Raw genomic sequence first — 16,740 nt, 5'->3', positions numbered from 1 at the left:
ACGGTTATGCCGATCAAATCACCAGCGTACTGAAATCTCACGGTATCGAAACTGAAGTCTTCTTCGAAGTAGAAGCAGACCCTACCCTGAGCATCGTACGTAAAGGTGCAGAGCAGATGAACTCCTTCAAACCAGACGTGATAATCGCGCTGGGTGGTGGTTCACCGATGGATGCGGCCAAAATCATGTGGGTGATGTACGAACATCCTGAAACTCATTTCGAAGAACTGGCATTACGCTTTATGGATATCCGTAAACGTATTTACAAGTTCCCGAAAATGGGCGTGAAAGCGAAAATGATCGCCGTCACGACTACATCAGGTACCGGTTCAGAAGTCACACCATTCGCCGTAGTGACCGACGATGCGACTGGCCAGAAATATCCATTGGCTGACTATGCATTGACGCCAGATATGGCAATCGTTGATGCCAACCTGGTTATGAATATGCCCAAGTCTCTGTGTGCTTTCGGTGGTCTGGACGCAGTAACCCATGCTCTGGAAGCGTATGTTTCTGTATTGGCTAACGAATACTCTGACGGTCAAGCGCTACAAGCGCTGAAGCTGCTGAAAGAATTCTTGCCAGCCAGCTATCATGAAGGGGCAAAAAATCCGGTTGCACGTGAACGTGTTCACAACGCCGCGACTATTGCCGGTATTGCTTTTGCTAACGCCTTCTTGGGTGTCTGTCACTCAATGGCCCATAAACTGGGTTCTGAGTTCCACATTCCACACGGCTTGGCAAACGCCATGTTGATTTCTAACGTTATCCGCTATAACGCGAATGACAACCCAACCAAACAGACGGCTTTCAGCCAGTATGACCGCCCACAAGCGCGTCGTCGTTATGCTGAAATTGCAGACCATCTGGGTCTGAGTGCACCGGGCGACCGTACCGCACAAAAAATCCAGAAACTGCTGGCTTGGTTAGATGAAATCAAAGCTGACTTGGGTATCCCGGCGTCAATTCGTGAAGCTGGCGTGCAGGAAGCAGACTTCTTGGCTAAAGTAGACAAACTGTCTGAAGATGCATTCGATGACCAGTGTACCGGTGCTAACCCGCGCTACCCACTGATCTCTGAGCTGAAACAGATTCTGATGGATACTTACTACGGCCGTGAATTCAGCGAAGAGTTGGATCGTGAAGAAGTGGCTGTAGCCGCTCCAGCACCAAAAGCTGAGAAGAAAGCTAAGAAGTAATCTCTATCTTAATGCGTAACCTCATCTATAGGTGAGGTTAACCGCCAAAAGATATCACCCCCGACAACTGTTGGGGGTTTCTTTTTATAGCATTTATGCAGTAAATCTGTATCCCACACCACTCACCTTTGCTCATGACCTCTCAATGCGCCATAGCGGCTATTGATATCTCCCCTAACCTTATATCGCCCTCTCATAAAATAAATACGCTCTGCCCCGCCCATGGCGATTTGTACTGGAATATAAACAGGATAATAAGGAGTGAGCGCGATAACATCTGCACAGAGGTTGTGAATAACACACGATGGTGGGCTACGAATTAAGTGCTCAGTCATCAATATAACGTTGGGAGATGCGTACAGCGCAGATAAGTGTTACGAATGGAGCTGTATGGTTCTATTTAGCATGACTACCTCAAGAAGCAAACTACCCCACGACATGAATAAAACAGCCCGTGAGGTGTTCTGTTGCTCGTCAGGGGTATTTAAGGATATTGATCAAGACAAGCGGCTTTAATCGCTTCTTTATAATGGCGGCGACAAACCGAAACGTAGCTTTCATTCCCGCCAATAACCACTTGTTCACCATCGTGCACTGCTCGCCCCTGTGCATCTAAACGTAACACCATGTTGGCTTTGCGCCCGCAATGACAAATGGTCTTTAGCTCAACTAATTTGTCAGCCCATGACAACAAATATTGACTGCCAGGGAAGAGCTCACCGAGGAAATCGGTGCGCAGACCGTAACACAGCACAGGGATATGCAATTCATCTACCACCTGGCACAATTCCTGAACCTGATCTTTGGTCAGAAACTGGCACTCATCAAGTAAAATACAATGAACCGGTTTTTCCTGATGCTTTGTGGTAATAATAGATAATAATGACGTGCCGCTATTGTACAGCAGAGCTTGTGAAGACAGGCCAATACGCGAACTGACCGTACCAACCCCAAAGCGATTATCAATCTCGGCGGTAAACACCAACGTGCGCATGCCACGCTCTTGGTAGTTATAAGAAGATTGTAATAGCGCGGTGGATTTGCCGGCATTCATTGCTGAGTAATAAAAATAAAGTTGAGCCATGGGCCCGTAACTCCAATAGTCTAATAAATGGTCACATTGACAATGTGCATGCAGTTTACCATAAATTCCGGGCTTTCGCGGGGAGAGACTCCTTCTTGTATATTACTGTTTTCTATATTAAGTCATGATATTGCTAATGATACTGACAGAACTTTGATGTTAAAAACGTCTCTATTATTAAGCACATTACATGACTCATTTCACAATATTGATACCGTAAAAGGATGACTGCTTGAACATTAACCAGGTTAGAACAATATGAAAGCAATCGTGTTAGATATGTCGGCAGCACGATTGGTCCATTAATGATATGGGTAATGTGTTCTCATCATTAATTCGTAAAATAGTGATAACAAATATTGCCCAATCTGACAAAGCATGGAAAGCCTCTTTTTTTTACGCAATATGTCTTGGCGGCTATATCAATATCGCTAGGCGCTTGTATGATCAGTTATTGTGCATCCCAACAGGGGAAGTAACGTATTTTTGCTTTATTGATATAAAGCAAACTTATAACTTAGTGAGAGAATCATGTTCGCGAGTAGGATCATTAGTGAGTAAAACGAAGATTTACGTTAAAAACAGCTCAGATAATAACAAGAGCCTGGCCTTTATTAGTAGTAAGCAGCAACTTTTCGCTAATAAAATACGTAAATTCGAGTATGCTAATCAAATTGGCTATTGCAGAAATTAAAATAGCACTCTATTATTATCCAGACGCCACCCCACCAATTATAATTTGAGACCAGGACAATGAGCGAAGCGTTAAAGATTCTTAACAACATCCGTACTCTGCGTGCACAAGCGCGTGAATGCACTCTTGAAACTTTAGAAGAAATGCTTGAGAAACTCGAAGTGGTCGTTACCGAGCGCCGCGAAGAAGACTCTCAGGCACAAGCAGAGATCGAAGAACGCACACGTAAATTACAGCAATACCGTGAAATGCTTATTGCCGATGGTATTGACCCAAATGAACTGTTGAATACTATGGCAGCTGCTAAAGCCGCTACTGGTAAATCAAAACGTGCTGCACGCCCTGCTAAATATCAGTACACAGACGAAAATGGCGATGTTAAAACTTGGACTGGCCAAGGCCGTACTCCAGCTGTGATCAAGAAAGCCATTGAAGAACAAGGCAAATCACTGGATGATTTCCTGCTGTAATCGTGATAGTTAATTAACTATTGTGATAAAAATACCCTCCTATTATATGGGGGGTATTTTTTTGCTCTCTTTTTAACAGTTAAATTCGACGATATCCTGATGAATTACCCTTCCCGCAATTGATAAGCAACAGTCAATCTGAACATATCCTTTTCAATAAATAACGCACTGTTACCACTATCACCGAGAGTCGATAAGAATGCTCTGCTAATTTATAACAATACTATAATTGATATAACAGCCAAATCGACACCATCGTTTTGTGATATAAGAGAAAATCAATGGCGAAGCACGGTGATTGAATCCCACAAGGGTTAGTGTTGGCTACAAAAGAAAAACTAATTTAATTTGTACCCAACACATAAAACCCTCTTTATCACTTAACGCGCCCGATTAATCGAAGCACCACGACCAATCCCGTAATAAGTAAAACCTCGGCTATTTAGACGCTCAGGATCGTACAAATTACGCCCATCAAAAATAACAGGCTGCTTGAGGCGAGACTTGATCATATCAAAATCAGGAGCTCTAAAATTCTGCCATTCAGTACAAATAATCAAAGCATCAGCACCTTGTAATGCTGACTCCTTGGTACCCATTAATCTTAAGTCATCCCTGGCACCATAAATTCGCTGTGCTTCATCCATCGCTTCTGGATCATAAGCTTGAATAGTTACCCCTGCTTTCCACAGCGCCTCCATTAAAATACGGCTTGGTGCCTCTCGCATATCATCCGTATTGGGTTTAAATGCTAATCCCCATAGAGCTAATGTTTTACCCGCCAGTTGTGAATCAAAGTGGTGCTGAATAAATTCAACTAACTTAAATTTCTGCTCATTATTGATTTGCTCAACTGCCCGTAACAGGTGAGGCTGATAGTCACAACTTTCAGCGGTTCGAATGAGTGCCTGAATATCTTTGGGGAAACAAGACCCCCCATAACCACAGCCAGAATAAATAAAATGGTAGCCAATGCGCGAATCAGAACCAATGCCCTGCCGAACTTTTTCTATATCTGCGCCAAGACGTTCAGCAATATTAGCAATCTCATTCATAAAGCTGATTTTAGTTGCCAACATGCCATTTGCTGCATATTTGGTCAGTTCAGCACTACGAATATCCATAATTAATAACCGGTCATGATTTCGATTAAATGGCTCGTATAGCTCACTAATTAAATCGATAACGCCGTTATCATCAGTATCAATACCGATAACAATGCGTTCAGGCCGTTTACAGTCTGCAACAGCAGCCCCTTCTTTTAGAAACTCCGGGTTTGAAACGACATTGAACGCTATTTGCTTCCCACGTTGCTGTAGGACAGTTTGTACCCTTTGTTGCACTTTTTCCGCAGTTCCTACCGGCACGGTCGATTTATCGATAATGACCTTCGGAGTATCCATATATTTAGCAATGGTACTAGCAACTTCAAGGACATATTGCAGGTCTGCGGCACCGTCCTCATCAGGGGGAGTGCCAACGGCAATAAATTGAATAGTACCATGTGCCACTCCAGCGGCGGCATCTGTAGAAAATCGAAGTCTACCCTCATCATAATTTTCTTTTACCAATGGCGCTAATCCAGGTTCAAAAATAGCGATACGGCCTTTCTGTAGGTCAGCAACTTTTTTCTCATCAATATCTATGCACAGAACATCATGGCCAACTTCAGCCAATACCGCTGCCTGGACTAGCCCTACATAACCAATGCCAAAAACCGTAACCTTCATCGATCAGTCCTCGAGTTTATTTTCAATAAAGAGTGTGCTGCTGACCATTATCAAGAACTAACCTTAATTTAGCCTGAGGCGACAGACCTTATTGTCTGCGAATCATAAAGCAGGTTGAAAAATGTCAGAGACAAGTAAAAATAAAGTATATCAACCGATAATTCGGACATCTCGGCTACATACATCGATTGAAACAAATTAGGCTTATTTCACAGATTCGTTATAGAACCATTTATATTAGGATAGACGTTGCGGATAACAAATGCGGCAATAGATTAATTAAGTGAATACTTTATTCTGTCATCAACTCTCAGTAAAACCTATTCATCAGCTGAAAGCATCAAGCGTAAACGGCTGCCTCCCCCCCAAACCTGGCACTGCCATGCATCACAACGTTGGCTAATTTGATTTAAATGGGTTGTTTTTAGCGTCCCTAAAGGCACACCATTACTGAGTTGAATCTGATTGTTACCGGCGCTGACATTGGCATGCAAACCAGCAGAAACCAGTATCAGATTCTGATACTCCACATGGTAATAACCCACAAGCAAAGGAAACTGCCCATCCAAATGAGTACGTCTCAAGAGTTGGTTCAACTGTTCGAGCAAAGATGACATCTGCGGCAAGCGATGCTGTTGATGTGCTAAATGCTCCTGTAGAATCCCATTGAATAACACTCTTAACAGTAACGCCGCCAAAATACCGTTATCTCCCGCCCGCGTGACATCCAGGCAGTAAAAGGCTAAGTCTTTATCCGATAACGCAGCAATATCCAGTACCAGCCCGGGTTTCTCAACCATGGTCAATTGACGGTAATTTATGCGACAGCGCGCAAGAGTTTGCTGAGCAGGCGGTTGTAACTGTTTCAATAACTGCGCCGCGTCATAAGGGTTCTTACGCAACGCCTCCCAATCTTGAATAAGTTCATTTTCTTCAATGGCATGTGAAGTAAACAATGCAGGGTAAAGGCAAGCAAGCACGGCTTCACGTAAGCGATTTAAATCCACAATCGGCTTCAACAGAACATCCTTTACCCCCAGACGCAAGACTTGAGCAATATCCGTCATTTTATCGGTGGCAGATATGACTAAAACAGGGACCTTCAATCCTTGAATCAGTAAGCGCTCGACAAACTCGATCCCCCCCATGACTGGCATAGCCAAATCACAAAGTATTAAGTCAGGAGTCTGAATTTTTAGCTGTTCTAAGGCCACCAGTCCATTTTCCGCCTGGTGAATTGTCGCGCCGAGTGACTCTAAGAATCCCGCAATAACTGAGCGAAAAACAGTCTCATCCTCAACAACTAAAATATTTTTACCTGCTAGTGGTTTTTCCATGCACTGCTTCTCTTACTAACCTTAATGATAATAGTGGCTCAAAATGATTGTTTGTGCTTGTCAGAAATTGTTATGCGCTATCTTATAAACACTGGCTTGTACTATCTGTGCCTTATCAGGGAGTATAATTGCTCCTCACACTTCTCCACGGCTAATTGCCCTGCTGCAATGGTTTCATCTGCACGATGAAAATCCAACATTGATATTTGTGGACAATAAGGTTGAATGTGAACATCAGGAGGATCACCGGCCATACGATTTCGTTTCAACCGGTTTTCTAATACTTGAATCGACGTAGACATTATTTCCATGGCACTGGGCGCATTCTTCGTCGGGTTAGAAGATAAGTTCGTTATTCGTGTCTTTAAACGCCCGCGCCAGTTGTCCGGCATATCCGTAGACTTGTCCTCAACAGGCGCTTGAGCGGAAAAGATATCTTGCTGAACGAGATGTGCATCATGTTGTAAATCAACCGCAATAACTCTATCTGCGCCCATCGCTCTGGCCAAAGAGATTGGAACCGGATTAACCACTGCACCGTCAACCAACCAATACTCCCCGAACCTCACGGGAGAGAATAAACCCGGCATGCTGCACGATGCCCTGATAGCTTGCTTAATATCCCCCTCAGTCAGCCATAACTCCCGTCCGGTGGTTAAATTTGTCACCACAGCGCCGAAAGGTAATACGCAATCGGCCATGTTTTGTACTTCGATTATTTCGTTGACGGCATTAAAAACCTTTTCACCGCGTAATAATCCACTGCGCCGCCACGAAAAATCCATCAAGCGGATAACATCCCAGTATTTAAATGAGCGTACCCAGCGTTCCATGGCATCCAGGCGATCACTCGCGTACGCGGCACCGACCAATGAGCCGACTGAACATCCAGCGACAACATCAATCTCGACACCCATCTTTTTCAGCGCGTTAATGACACCAATATGTGCCCATCCTTTTGCCGCCCCTGCTCCCAATGCCAGTCCAATTTTATTTTTTCTCATTATGTCTTATCCCTATCTAACCGGTTTGGCACTGTTTCTCATCTGCACGAATCAAATAAACGTAACGTCACATACTGATAGTCAATGTAGTTGACGTCAGCCTGACTGTAGCTAAGGAGTAAAGCGTATATTTATTGTTTTCTTTACCGCCTTACTGATGAAACTATAGTGAATATTCATCTTTCTGGTATTTTGATACAAATACTTTACATTTCCTGACTAAGATATAGTTTTCAGCCCCAAGGGGGTACTATGAATATTGAAATATGCCAAGCGGGCCTATTTATTCCTGAGCTGCTTACATTAATGGCTCAATTAGATGCGTACCAATCTGCACTATACCCCTGCGAAAGCAATCATGCGGAATCTATCGACAGTTTGGCTCAGGTAGAAACATTCGTTTATGTTGCTCAATGTAAGGGAAAGAGGGTTGGATGCGCTATTCTGGCACTGCCCAACACGCCTTATCCTGAAGTTAAGCGCGTGTTTGTCAGCCCAGAGTATCGCGGCAACGGAGTTGCTCAACGGCTAATGGCGGCGTTACTACACCAAGCTAACGCATTAAATATAAAGAAAATTTATCTTGATAACGGGAGTGTACCAACCTGAAGCGATTAAGTTATATCAACGGTTAGGTTTTGAATTAACCTCTCAATTTGGCCACCATGAATATGACCCATTAAGTGTGTATATGATGAAATCGCTAGATCCTGGCCACTGAGTCAGTCATGAACAACATACATTATATTTATGCATCCAATTTATAAAATATTTTATTTTAGTTTTATTACTTTTAAAACAGATGACATGCAAAATAGCCGCCCTAATGGCAGCTATTTAGAATAAACACTCGGGATGACACAAATCAAAATACGAGACACGGTCTAATAACAACAATTTTAGAAACAGATAATTACATGTTATGCTGTTATTTTACATTCTGTCTTTGATGAATTCAGAACCATTATCTATAAACTAAATTCCGATCGGAATATTGTGAAGACTTACGGATTAATACTGAAATAATTAACCGTTAATAGTGCCAAATGAGACGCTCATTTTTTCGAACATTGCGATGATTTTGTTAATCAGTTTCATGGTTTGCTCCTGTAAATATCTTTATTTTTATGTGACACACATCACAGTTACAAAGTTAATCCAAAATGAAACGACGGTCAAGTATTTTTGTGATGTTCATCACGAATCTTTTGGGTGCCACTTTTTACTGACGCGGCTATCCGCTTTGAACCTCAACACATGATTAGGTAAGATAGCCCTCATATTCGCCACAATTCGATTTTCCCAGTGCTGATTTACTGCTTACAGACAATGAGTGGCTATCACAGCATATTAATTATTTGGAGAAATTTTGTCAGAACAGTGTCCTTGCGGCAGTGCACTTGAATACCAACAGTGTTGTGAGCCTTATATTCTGGGTAGCAAAGTTGCGGCTAAACCGGTCATATTGATGCGCTCCCGCTATAGTGCATACGTGAAAAAAAATGCGGATTATCTTATCGCAACCTGGCATCCCGACTGTCACGCCCAAGAATGGCGCGATGGAATTATCCAAAGTTTCGGCAATACCACATGGCAGGGATTAACCGTTATTACCGAATTGGCTGGGGATCATGATGATGAAGCCTTTGTTGAATTCATTGCGCGTTTTAAAGATACAAATAGTACTCAGGTTAGCGCGATGCATGAACGTTCCCGCTTCCTTCGCATAAAAGAACACTGGTACTATATTGACGGAATCCGACCATCTGTGGGTAGAAATGATGCCTGCCCATGTGGCTCTGGAAAAAAATATAAGAAATGCTGCGGCCGCTAACAGTAAAATCGTTCTCTTACTGACCGTACCATCGAACCTTTACATAACATCAAGTCAAGCTAAGACAGGATTTACCACCTTATGCCACACCAGAATATACAAAAGAAAGTGCTACGCACTATTTGCCCGGATGCCAAAGGCTTAATCGCAAAAATCACCAACATCTGCTACAAGCACCAACTGAATATCGTGCAAAATAATGAATTCGTCGATCATTTGACCGGTCGTTTTTTCATGCGCACAGAGCTTGAGGGTATTTTTAACGATACTACCCTCTTGGCTGATCTGGATGATGCATTACCTGAAGGGACTCACCGCGAATTACATACAGCCGGGCGTCGTCGCATTGTTATTATGGTCACGAAAGAAGCGCATTGCCTTGGCGACTTATTAATGAAAAGCGCCTACGGCGGTCTGGATGTTGAGATTGCCGCAGTGATTGGCAACCACGATACGCTGCAAAATTTAGTTGAGCGCTTTGATATACCTTTCCATCTTATTAGCCATGAAGGTTTGACCCGTGAGCAACATGATCTGTGCCTGATTAAACAAATTGAACAATATCAACCCGATTATGTTGTGTTGGCAAAATTTATGCGCGTATTAACACCTGATTTTGTGCAGCACTTCCCATACCAGATTATTAATATCCACCACTCATTCTTACCGGCTTTTATCGGCGCACGCCCTTATCATCAAGCTTATGAGCGTGGGGTGAAAATCATTGGTGCTACTGCGCATTATGTCAATGACAGCCTGGATGAAGGCCCCATTATTATGCAGGATGTGATTCATATTGATCATTCATTTACAGCCGAAGATATGATGCGTGCCGGACGAGACGTAGAAAAAAATGTGCTGAGCCGTGCGCTGTATCTTGTATTAGCACAGCGCGTTTTTGTTTACGGTAACCGTACTGTTATTCTGTAAGCACTCAATAAATCGATATTTTTTGCCGATATAACCATCGCCACGGACAAAAAATCACCGAACAAAATATTTTTTTCATTTCAAGTCTTTACAGGGGCGTTTCATTTGATATGATGCGCCCCGCTTACCAAGACTGTATTGTAGAGCAATGTTGTTAAGTCATGTTGTAGAATAAATAGGCCAGTGGTGGGGTTCCCGAGCGGCCAAAGGGAGCAGACTGTAAATCTGCCGTCATCGACTTCGAAGGTTCGAATCCTTCCCCCACCACCATTAATATCGAATTAAGTTACACCTACATATTATTGTTTTAAAACCACGAAATCAGTGGTGGGGTTCCCGAGCGGCCAAAGGGAGCAGACTGTAAATCTGCCGTCATCGACTTCGAAGGTTCGAATCCTTCCCCCACCACCATCTATTAGTTGTCTGCCATCCCCTCAGTAAATAACTAAATCAAAAAATAGCACCCATCAGGGGAAGGTAAGAACCTTCGACTAAGATTCGCGCCGAGCATAGCGAGACAACGACGCGCAGCGGCGGCCCGAAGGGTGAGGAACGAAGTGACGAGTAATCCTTCCCCCACCTCTTGGCAAAGTGCCTCCTCTAGCACATATTCATGTGTAAGCATAAAACCTCAGAAATACCTAAATAAAATCACTACAAATCAACAGGTGACAATTAACTTTATTGATAACAGATTAAGTATGGGGCATGTTCACACCAGGGTGTGAATATAATCAATTAACCCATTGAGTACACTTGAATGTGACCTTGACTTGTAGAAATACAATTTATTCTCATCTTGAAAATTTGTTAAATCTATAAAGTCTAATTTTGAGTCACCATTAAAATCATCCATAATGGAGTCTGTAATGCAGATGTACCGACCTGAATAGATAAAATTCAAACAGCAAGTCAAATTATCCACCTGCCTCACACTGACTTTACTGTATTGTTTTTTAACACATTCCTCCAAGTATTGGACAAACTTACTTCTATATAATGCCGGATTACACAACCAAATATTACTATGAAGAATATTTATAATATCAGAACTCTCGTTCAGTATGTCTTTTCTACCATAAATACCAAACCCACTATCTGGAATTTCGTTCAGCAATATAAACCTGTCACTGCTGACTTTTTCAGATGAAAGGATAAGTGAATTCCCATCATAGTCTCCAATCTCATCAATATTTTCATAATGAAACTTTATTATATTAGCTTGGATATTGTTTTTCTCTGCCACTCTATACAATTTCGTCAATTTTTCACTTTTCCCCCAGTCGTAATAAATATTGATGATATTGGAAACGTGCCCGGTGAGATGTTTTTTGGTGATTTCCTTTTCTTGTTGATATAAATCTTTTAGATCATTATATAAAACCTCTCCATCCCGCGTTAAACTCATGCCGAACTTTTCTCGTTTAAATAATTTTTTTCCTATTATGCTCTCGAAGTCCTTTATCGACTTCGCAACAGGCGGTGTAGTCCTGTTCATCACTCTTGCTGCTTTACTTAACGAGCCATTTTCTACTACGGCCATAAAGGCCTCCAACTTACGAGATAGAAACATAATTCACCAACCCTTTGCTTTGCGTCAAAAATGATCAGAAAAAAGACAAGCATGCCTACGTATATAATGCCAACTGTAGATATTATTTATATAATCAAATAACACCAGTGGGTTTGGATTAATTTAGAAATATAATATAATAAGTAATTATCGCGCAGACACTAACGACGTTAAGTTGCATGTTTTGCAATCAAATTTTTGGCAATTTAGTGTATTACCGCCTCAGCATTGCAAATATTTTTATCAGAGTTTTCAATGTAGATCTATGATATGAAATGACTATTTTTTAATCTTCGCGTGACAAAATCAGTTAACATCTCCTAATGGAAAAATAATAAAAACACCTGTAATATCTACCCAAAAAAATTGAAGAAAAACCTCTGGTTATAAAGAGAAAGCTTTAAATCATTTACATCACAAGAGTAATAAATATGAACCAATAGATATTTACAATGAATATATCATGAAACAATAAAACTTATTTTTATCAAGATACGAATAACTGCCCGCAAGAGAAAACTTAACTTAAACTAAAGCCAATTACAGATAATATACGCCAATCACCGTGCAGTTAATAAGATAGGATTAACGATAAACGTGCCCGTAATATAAAATACTCATGTCGTCATTTGGACTTTTGCGGATATAAATAATTTTTATTCTCTATTCCCAATATGTCTATTACTTATTCTTTTGTTGTGCATTACATTTTCATTCGGCATCTGCTAATATTCGACATCATTTCTAGCGAATATACGGTGCTGACCATGAAGTTTGTCTCTTTTAATATCAATGGCCTACGTGCTCGACCTCATCAACTGGCTGCAATAATCGAACAACATCAACCAGATGTTATCGGGCTGCAAGAAACAAAAGTACATGATGATATGTTCCCGCTTGAAGAGGTCAGCCAGCATGGTTATCACGTCTTTTATCATGGGCAAAAAGGGCATTATGGCGTTGCACTATTAACCAAGAATGAACCTTTAGCTGTCCGTCGGGGCTTCCCTACAGATGAAGAGAATGCGCAACGCCGTATTATCATGGCCGATATTGCAACACCACAAGGCCCTTTAACCGTGATTAATGGTTATTTTCCTCAGGGAGAGAGCCGTGACCATCCCATTAAGTTTCCTGCTAAAGAACGTTTTTATGCTGACTTACAGCAATATTTAGATCAGCAACTTTCGGCTGATGCACAAGTGCTGATTATGGGCGATTTAAATATCAGCCCAACAGATCTCGATATCGGTATTGGCGAAGATAGCCGCAAGCGCTGGTTGCGCACCGGTAAATGCTCATTCTTGCCTGAAGAACGTGAATGGTTAGCACGCCTGCAAAATTGGGGGTTGGTGGATACATTCCGTGCAGCAAATCCGGAATGTAATGACCAATTCTCATGGTTTGACTACCGTTCACGTGGTTTTGATGAGAATAGAGGTTTGCGCATAGATTTATTGCTGGCAAGTCAACCTCTGGCCGCTCGCTGTATTGCTACTGGTATCGATTACGAGATTAGAAGTATGGAAAAACCCTCAGATCACGCCCCTGTGTGGTCTGAATTCGCACTCTAATTACACTTTAGATTGAGGTATGCCCTATTGATATAGGGCATACCTCTAGCGCTACATATAAAGCGCTGTTATCGAGCAAATAGAAAATGATTGATGTCGTTGCGGCAATTATAGAAAGAAACGGTAAGATTTTATTGGCACAACGAGATGCACATCGCGATCAGGCTGGTTTGTGGGAATTCCCTGGGGGTAAAGTCGAAGCAGGGGAAAGCCAACCGCAGGCTTTGATGCGCGAACTGGCCGAAGAGTTAAATATTGATGCAATGATAGGCCGATATATTGCCACCCATCAATGGGACTCGCCGCAGCGCACCATCCGATTGCACGCCTAGCATATTGAAAGCTTCAGTGGTGAGCCCGTTTTACAATGTCACTCGGCTCTAGCGTGGTTAGCGCCAGAGGAGGCTTATTACTACCCTCTGGCGCCCGCTGACATCCCGTTATTAGAGGCTTTTATCGAGCAAAAACGCTAATCAGTTATCGGGTTAATCTTTTCCAGATCAGTGGATTAGTCCCAACCACGTTGGGGTCACGCACACATTGCAAAACTTCCCCTTCGACCCGCAATACTGCACCTTCCGAGTAATTTTGGTTTTGGTAAATGCAACAGCGAGTGCAGGGATTATTGTTGGTATTGCGATTTGATGAGTTATTCCAAACTTCGGGAGGCAATGGAACAACCACATCAACATTATTCCGATTAGCCAAAACCTGGCCAGAAATAAGTGTAGCAAAACCAATACACCCCAGCATGACCCATGTTCTCATGATTTATTCTCCTTGGTTTTGGATGATGTTTTCTGACGTTTCTTTATCGCTCCAGACGGCGCGGCGGGTAACCCACGAAAAACCTGTGGCGACCGATTTTGTTTTGCCTGACTGATTAACGCCTGCAATGTGGCCACCAGCGGCTGCATAAAATCCTGATACCGGCAGTTTTTCTCACTGATTTGTGTCAGCGTGGACTCCCAGTGTGCCGTCATATCTGGCCGCGCAGCAATATCAGGCAATGCATGAATCAATGCTCTTCCTGCCGGACTGGCATGAATATACCGACCTTTTTTAAACAAAAAGGTCCGTTTGAACAATAGCTCAATAATGCCAGCTCGTGTTGCTTCAGTCCCTAAGCCATCCGTTGCACGTAACACTTTCTTCAGCTCTTTATCTTGCACAAAACGCGCAATACCCGTCATGGCTGATAATAAACTCGCATCGGTAAATGGCCGGGGGGGTTGGGTCTGACGCTCCACAACTTCACCGCGCTCACACAACAATTCAGCCCCCTTTTCAACCACCGGCAAGGGTGCGCCTTCATTCTCTTCATCTCGTTCTTTACTGCCGAGCAAGGTGCGCCACCCCGCTTCGGCCAGAAAGCGGGCTTTAGCAATAAACTTGCCGCCTGCAATATCCAGTTCAATCACACATTTACGAAACTGCGCGTCAGCGCAAAATTGCATCAGATATTGTTGCGCGACTAATCGATAAACCTTGCTCTCATCGGTCGTCAAGTTCACTTTACTGGCACGTGCTGTCGGGATAATGGCGTGGTGCGCATCGACTTTTTTATCATCCCAACAGCGGTTGCGCCTATCACTGTCCATCACCTCCAGCGGTAAAAGATCAGCCTGATGAATACTAATGGCATTGAGTACCGAATGACGCCCTGCGAAATGCTCTTCGGGTAGATATCGGCAATCCGAACGCGGATACGTAATCAATTTGTGCGTTTCATACAATCGTTGGCAAATATCCAGCACTTGCTGGGCACTGAGTCCAAATCGTTTGGCGGCCTCAATCTGCAAGGTAGAAAGCGAGAACGGCAACGGGGCAGTTTCTGATTCCCGTTTATCATTATAGGAGGTGACAAGTGCGGGCTGCCCCGCAATACGATTAACAACGTGTTCTGCCAGTGGCCGGTGTAACAAGCGCCCTTCTTCATCCTGATAGGACTCACAAGAATCACTCGGCTGCCATAGTGCAACAAAGCGCTCATCAGCAGGTGTGACGATATGGGCTTTAACTTCAAAAAAATCTTTGGCCACAAAATCTTCTATTTCTTCATCACGGCGCACCACTAACCCTAGCACTGGCGTTTGTACGCGGCCGACCGACAAGACGCCGTCATAGCCGGCATTACGCCCAAGAATGGTATATGCGCGAGTCATATTGATGCCATAGAGCCAGTCGGCTCTGGCTCGCGCCAAGGCTGAGACGCAGAGCGGGATAAACTCTCGGTTATAACGCAAGCGCTCCACCGCGCGCTCAACCGCTTGCGGGTTTAAGTCATTAATCAAACAACGCCGCACATTTTGCCGTTTATCCGCCGCCAAATCGAGGTAATCCAAAACCTCATCAACCAAAAGTTGCCCTTCACGGTCAGGGTCTCCTGCATGAATGACTTCATCAGCCTGTTGTAACAACTGTTTGATAACATTCAATTGCTTACTCACTGAAGGGCGAGGCTGTAACTGCCATTTCTCGGGGATTATCGGTAAGTCGGCCAACGACCAACGCGCGTAGCGGCTGTCGTAAGCATCGGGTTGAGCTTGTTCCAACAAGTGGCCCACACACCAGGTCACCATTTGATCACTACCACAGGCAATGAATCCATCACCCCGACGATGCGGCTTTGGCAAGATATCGGCTATCGCCCGTGCCAGACTGGGTTTTTCGGCAATAAAAAGTCGCATCATTCACCGCGCGAATGCATAAGAAAAAAGTACATCAAAGAAAAGGTCATTCTGTAATCTCAATCAGCGCCCGGTTGTTATCCGCCACATTTAGTTCGCCAATAGCACTGAGGGTCATACCATGTTGAGCTGCTATTTCCTGCACTTGCGCCTCAGCATCCGGCAAAACCGCTAATAGCAAGCCACCTGATGTTTGTGGGTCACACAGTAAACTCTGCTGCAAATCGGACATTTTGCCAATCAGATGACCATAGCTGTCAAAGTTACGGCCCGTTCCGCCCGGAACACAACCTGCGGCAATATACTCTTCTACCCCGGGCAAACGCGGGATAGACGAAAAATGTAATGTCGCTTGCACACCCGACCCCTGACAAATCTCACTGAGATGCCCTAACAGACCGAACCCGGTCACATCGGTCATAGCAGTGACCCCCGCTATATGGGCAAAGTCAGCGCCAGACTTATTCAGTTGACACATAGTTTCCGTAGCCACGCCTTGGTGCTCTGGCCGTAATTGACTCTTCTTCTCAGCGGTAGTGAGGATACCAATTCCCAGCGGCTTGGTGAGAAACAGTTTGCAGCCCGCTTTAGCTGCACTGTTTTTCTTAACCTGCTCAGTGC

Annotated in this window: 14 protein-coding genes, 2 tRNA genes, 1 other RNA gene and 1 pseudogene; 10 read left to right on the top strand and 8 right to left on the bottom strand. The window is 43.4% G+C overall.

From position 1 onward, the window contains the following. Positions 1-1,199, top strand: a 1,199-nt coding sequence (locus tag ACNSO8_RS11230) for an iron-containing alcohol dehydrogenase (protein WP_418394671.1), incomplete at its 5' end; no start/stop codon positions are given. A 484-nt stretch (positions 1,200-1,683) separates the two neighbouring features. Here the strand turns inward: ACNSO8_RS11230 and ACNSO8_RS11225 are convergent. Then, positions 1,684-2,283, bottom strand: coding sequence for a thymidine kinase (locus ACNSO8_RS11225; protein ID WP_418394670.1), 600 nt, complete (start codon positions 2,281-2,283; stop codon positions 1,684-1,686). Positions 2,284-3,036: 753 nt separating this feature from the next. Here ACNSO8_RS11225 and hns point away from each other — a divergent pair. Next, the gene (hns, locus tag ACNSO8_RS11220; RefSeq protein WP_418394669.1) at positions 3,037-3,447 is read left to right on the top strand and encodes a histone-like nucleoid-structuring protein H-NS; all 411 of its coding nucleotides are present in this window, start codon (positions 3,037-3,039) and stop codon (positions 3,445-3,447) included. Between the two features lie 380 nt (positions 3,448-3,827). Here the strand turns inward: hns and ACNSO8_RS11215 are convergent, their stop codons facing one another. The 3 genes from ACNSO8_RS11215 to rssA all read right to left on the bottom strand — a co-directional run bounded on the left by ACNSO8_RS11215 (position 3,828) and on the right by rssA (position 7,518). After that, on the bottom strand, positions 3,828-5,177 hold the full coding sequence (locus ACNSO8_RS11215; protein WP_418394668.1) for a UDP-glucose dehydrogenase family protein: 1,350 nt from the start codon (positions 5,175-5,177) through the stop codon (positions 3,828-3,830). Between the two features lie 320 nt (positions 5,178-5,497). Then, positions 5,498-6,514, bottom strand: a complete 1,017-nt coding sequence (gene rssB / locus ACNSO8_RS11210) for a two-component system response regulator RssB (protein ID WP_418394667.1) — start codon at positions 6,512-6,514, stop codon at positions 5,498-5,500. Positions 6,515-6,615: 101 nt separating this feature from the next. Beyond that, positions 6,616-7,518, bottom strand: a complete 903-nt coding sequence (gene rssA / locus ACNSO8_RS11205) for a patatin-like phospholipase RssA (protein ID WP_418394666.1) — start codon at positions 7,516-7,518, stop codon at positions 6,616-6,618. Positions 7,519-7,770: 252 nt separating this feature from the next. Here rssA and ACNSO8_RS11200 point away from each other — a divergent pair, with 252 nt between their 5' ends. From ACNSO8_RS11200 to ACNSO8_RS11175, 6 genes are all read left to right on the top strand, one after another. Beyond that, a complete protein-coding gene (locus tag ACNSO8_RS11200; protein WP_418394665.1) occupies positions 7,771-8,127 on the top strand; it encodes a GNAT family N-acetyltransferase in 357 nt (118 codons plus the stop codon). A gap of 760 nt (positions 8,128-8,887) precedes the next feature. Beyond that, positions 8,888-9,352, top strand: coding sequence for a YchJ family protein (locus tag ACNSO8_RS11195; RefSeq protein WP_418394664.1), 465 nt, complete (start codon positions 8,888-8,890; stop codon positions 9,350-9,352). Positions 9,353-9,433: 81 nt separating this feature from the next. Next, complete coding sequence (gene purU, locus ACNSO8_RS11190; RefSeq protein ID WP_418394663.1) at positions 9,434-10,282, top strand: formyltetrahydrofolate deformylase; 849 nt, start codon at positions 9,434-9,436, stop codon at positions 10,280-10,282. 185 nt (positions 10,283-10,467) lie between these two features. Continuing rightward, a tRNA-Tyr gene (locus ACNSO8_RS11185) sits at positions 10,468-10,552 on the top strand. Positions 10,553-10,608: 56 nt separating this feature from the next. Continuing rightward, a tRNA-Tyr gene (locus ACNSO8_RS11180) sits at positions 10,609-10,693 on the top strand. A 46-nt stretch (positions 10,694-10,739) separates the two neighbouring features. After that, positions 10,740-10,867, top strand: a non-coding RNA gene (locus ACNSO8_RS11175) — RtT sRNA. A gap of 127 nt (positions 10,868-10,994) precedes the next feature. Here the strand turns inward: ACNSO8_RS11175 and ytxR are convergent. After that, positions 10,995-11,855 (bottom strand): LysR family transcriptional regulator YtxR, encoded by an 861-nt coding sequence (gene ytxR / locus ACNSO8_RS11170; RefSeq protein WP_418394662.1) that lies wholly within the window; start codon positions 11,853-11,855, stop codon positions 10,995-10,997. Between the two features lie 767 nt (positions 11,856-12,622). Here ytxR and xthA point away from each other — a divergent pair. Both xthA and ACNSO8_RS11160 read left to right on the top strand, forming a co-directional pair. After that, positions 12,623-13,429, top strand: a complete 807-nt coding sequence (gene xthA / locus ACNSO8_RS11165; protein ID WP_418394661.1) for an exodeoxyribonuclease III — start codon at positions 12,623-12,625, stop codon at positions 13,427-13,429. 86 nt (positions 13,430-13,515) lie between these two features. Further along, positions 13,516-13,902 (top strand): annotated as a pseudogene (locus tag ACNSO8_RS11160) (pyrimidine (deoxy)nucleoside triphosphate diphosphatase). A 4-nt stretch (positions 13,903-13,906) separates the two neighbouring features. Here the strand turns inward: ACNSO8_RS11160 and ACNSO8_RS11155 are convergent. The 3 genes from ACNSO8_RS11155 to selD form a co-directional block, all read right to left on the bottom strand. Further along, a complete protein-coding gene (locus ACNSO8_RS11155) occupies positions 13,907-14,197 on the bottom strand; it encodes a DUF1496 domain-containing protein (protein WP_011816424.1) in 291 nt (96 codons plus the stop codon). Next, the gene (locus ACNSO8_RS11150) at positions 14,194-16,119 is read right to left on the bottom strand and encodes a DNA topoisomerase III (protein WP_418394660.1); all 1,926 of its coding nucleotides are present in this window, start codon (positions 16,117-16,119) and stop codon (positions 14,194-14,196) included. The genes ACNSO8_RS11155 and ACNSO8_RS11150 overlap by 4 nt, the downstream gene beginning before the upstream one ends. Positions 16,120-16,165: 46 nt before the next feature. After that, on the bottom strand, positions 16,166-16,740 hold a 575-nt coding region (gene selD, locus ACNSO8_RS11145; protein ID WP_418394659.1), incomplete at its 5' end, for a selenide, water dikinase SelD.

This window comes from Yersinia sp. LJYL362, assembly GCF_048323875.1.
Note: the sequence above shows the minus strand (reverse complement) of the source record. Positions and strands in the feature narration are given on the sequence as shown.

Bases quoted from the DNA above. Each gene is read 5' to 3' on its own strand.
- ACNSO8_RS11225 (WP_418394670.1), bottom strand. From the start codon at position 2,283: ATGGCTCAACTTTATTTTTATTACTCAGCAATGAATGCCGGCAAATCC.
- hns (WP_418394669.1), top strand. From the start codon at position 3,037: ATGAGCGAAGCGTTAAAGATTCTTAACAACATCCGTACTCTGCGTGCA.
- ACNSO8_RS11215 (WP_418394668.1), bottom strand. From the start codon at position 5,177: ATGAAGGTTACGGTTTTTGGCATTGGTTATGTAGGGCTAGTCCAGGCA.
- rssB (WP_418394667.1), bottom strand. From the start codon at position 6,514: ATGGAAAAACCACTAGCAGGTAAAAATATTTTAGTTGTTGAGGATGAG.
- rssA (WP_418394666.1), bottom strand. From the start codon at position 7,518: ATGAGAAAAAATAAAATTGGACTGGCATTGGGAGCAGGGGCGGCAAAA.
- ACNSO8_RS11200 (WP_418394665.1), top strand. From the start codon at position 7,771: ATGAATATTGAAATATGCCAAGCGGGCCTATTTATTCCTGAGCTGCTT.
- purU (WP_418394663.1), top strand. From the start codon at position 9,434: ATGCCACACCAGAATATACAAAAGAAAGTGCTACGCACTATTTGCCCG.
- ytxR (WP_418394662.1), bottom strand. From the start codon at position 11,855: ATGTTTCTATCTCGTAAGTTGGAGGCCTTTATGGCCGTAGTAGAAAAT.
- xthA (WP_418394661.1), top strand. From the start codon at position 12,623: ATGAAGTTTGTCTCTTTTAATATCAATGGCCTACGTGCTCGACCTCAT.
- ACNSO8_RS11155 (WP_011816424.1), bottom strand. From the start codon at position 14,197: ATGAGAACATGGGTCATGCTGGGGTGTATTGGTTTTGCTACACTTATT.
- ACNSO8_RS11150 (WP_418394660.1), bottom strand. From the start codon at position 16,119: ATGCGACTTTTTATTGCCGAAAAACCCAGTCTGGCACGGGCGATAGCC.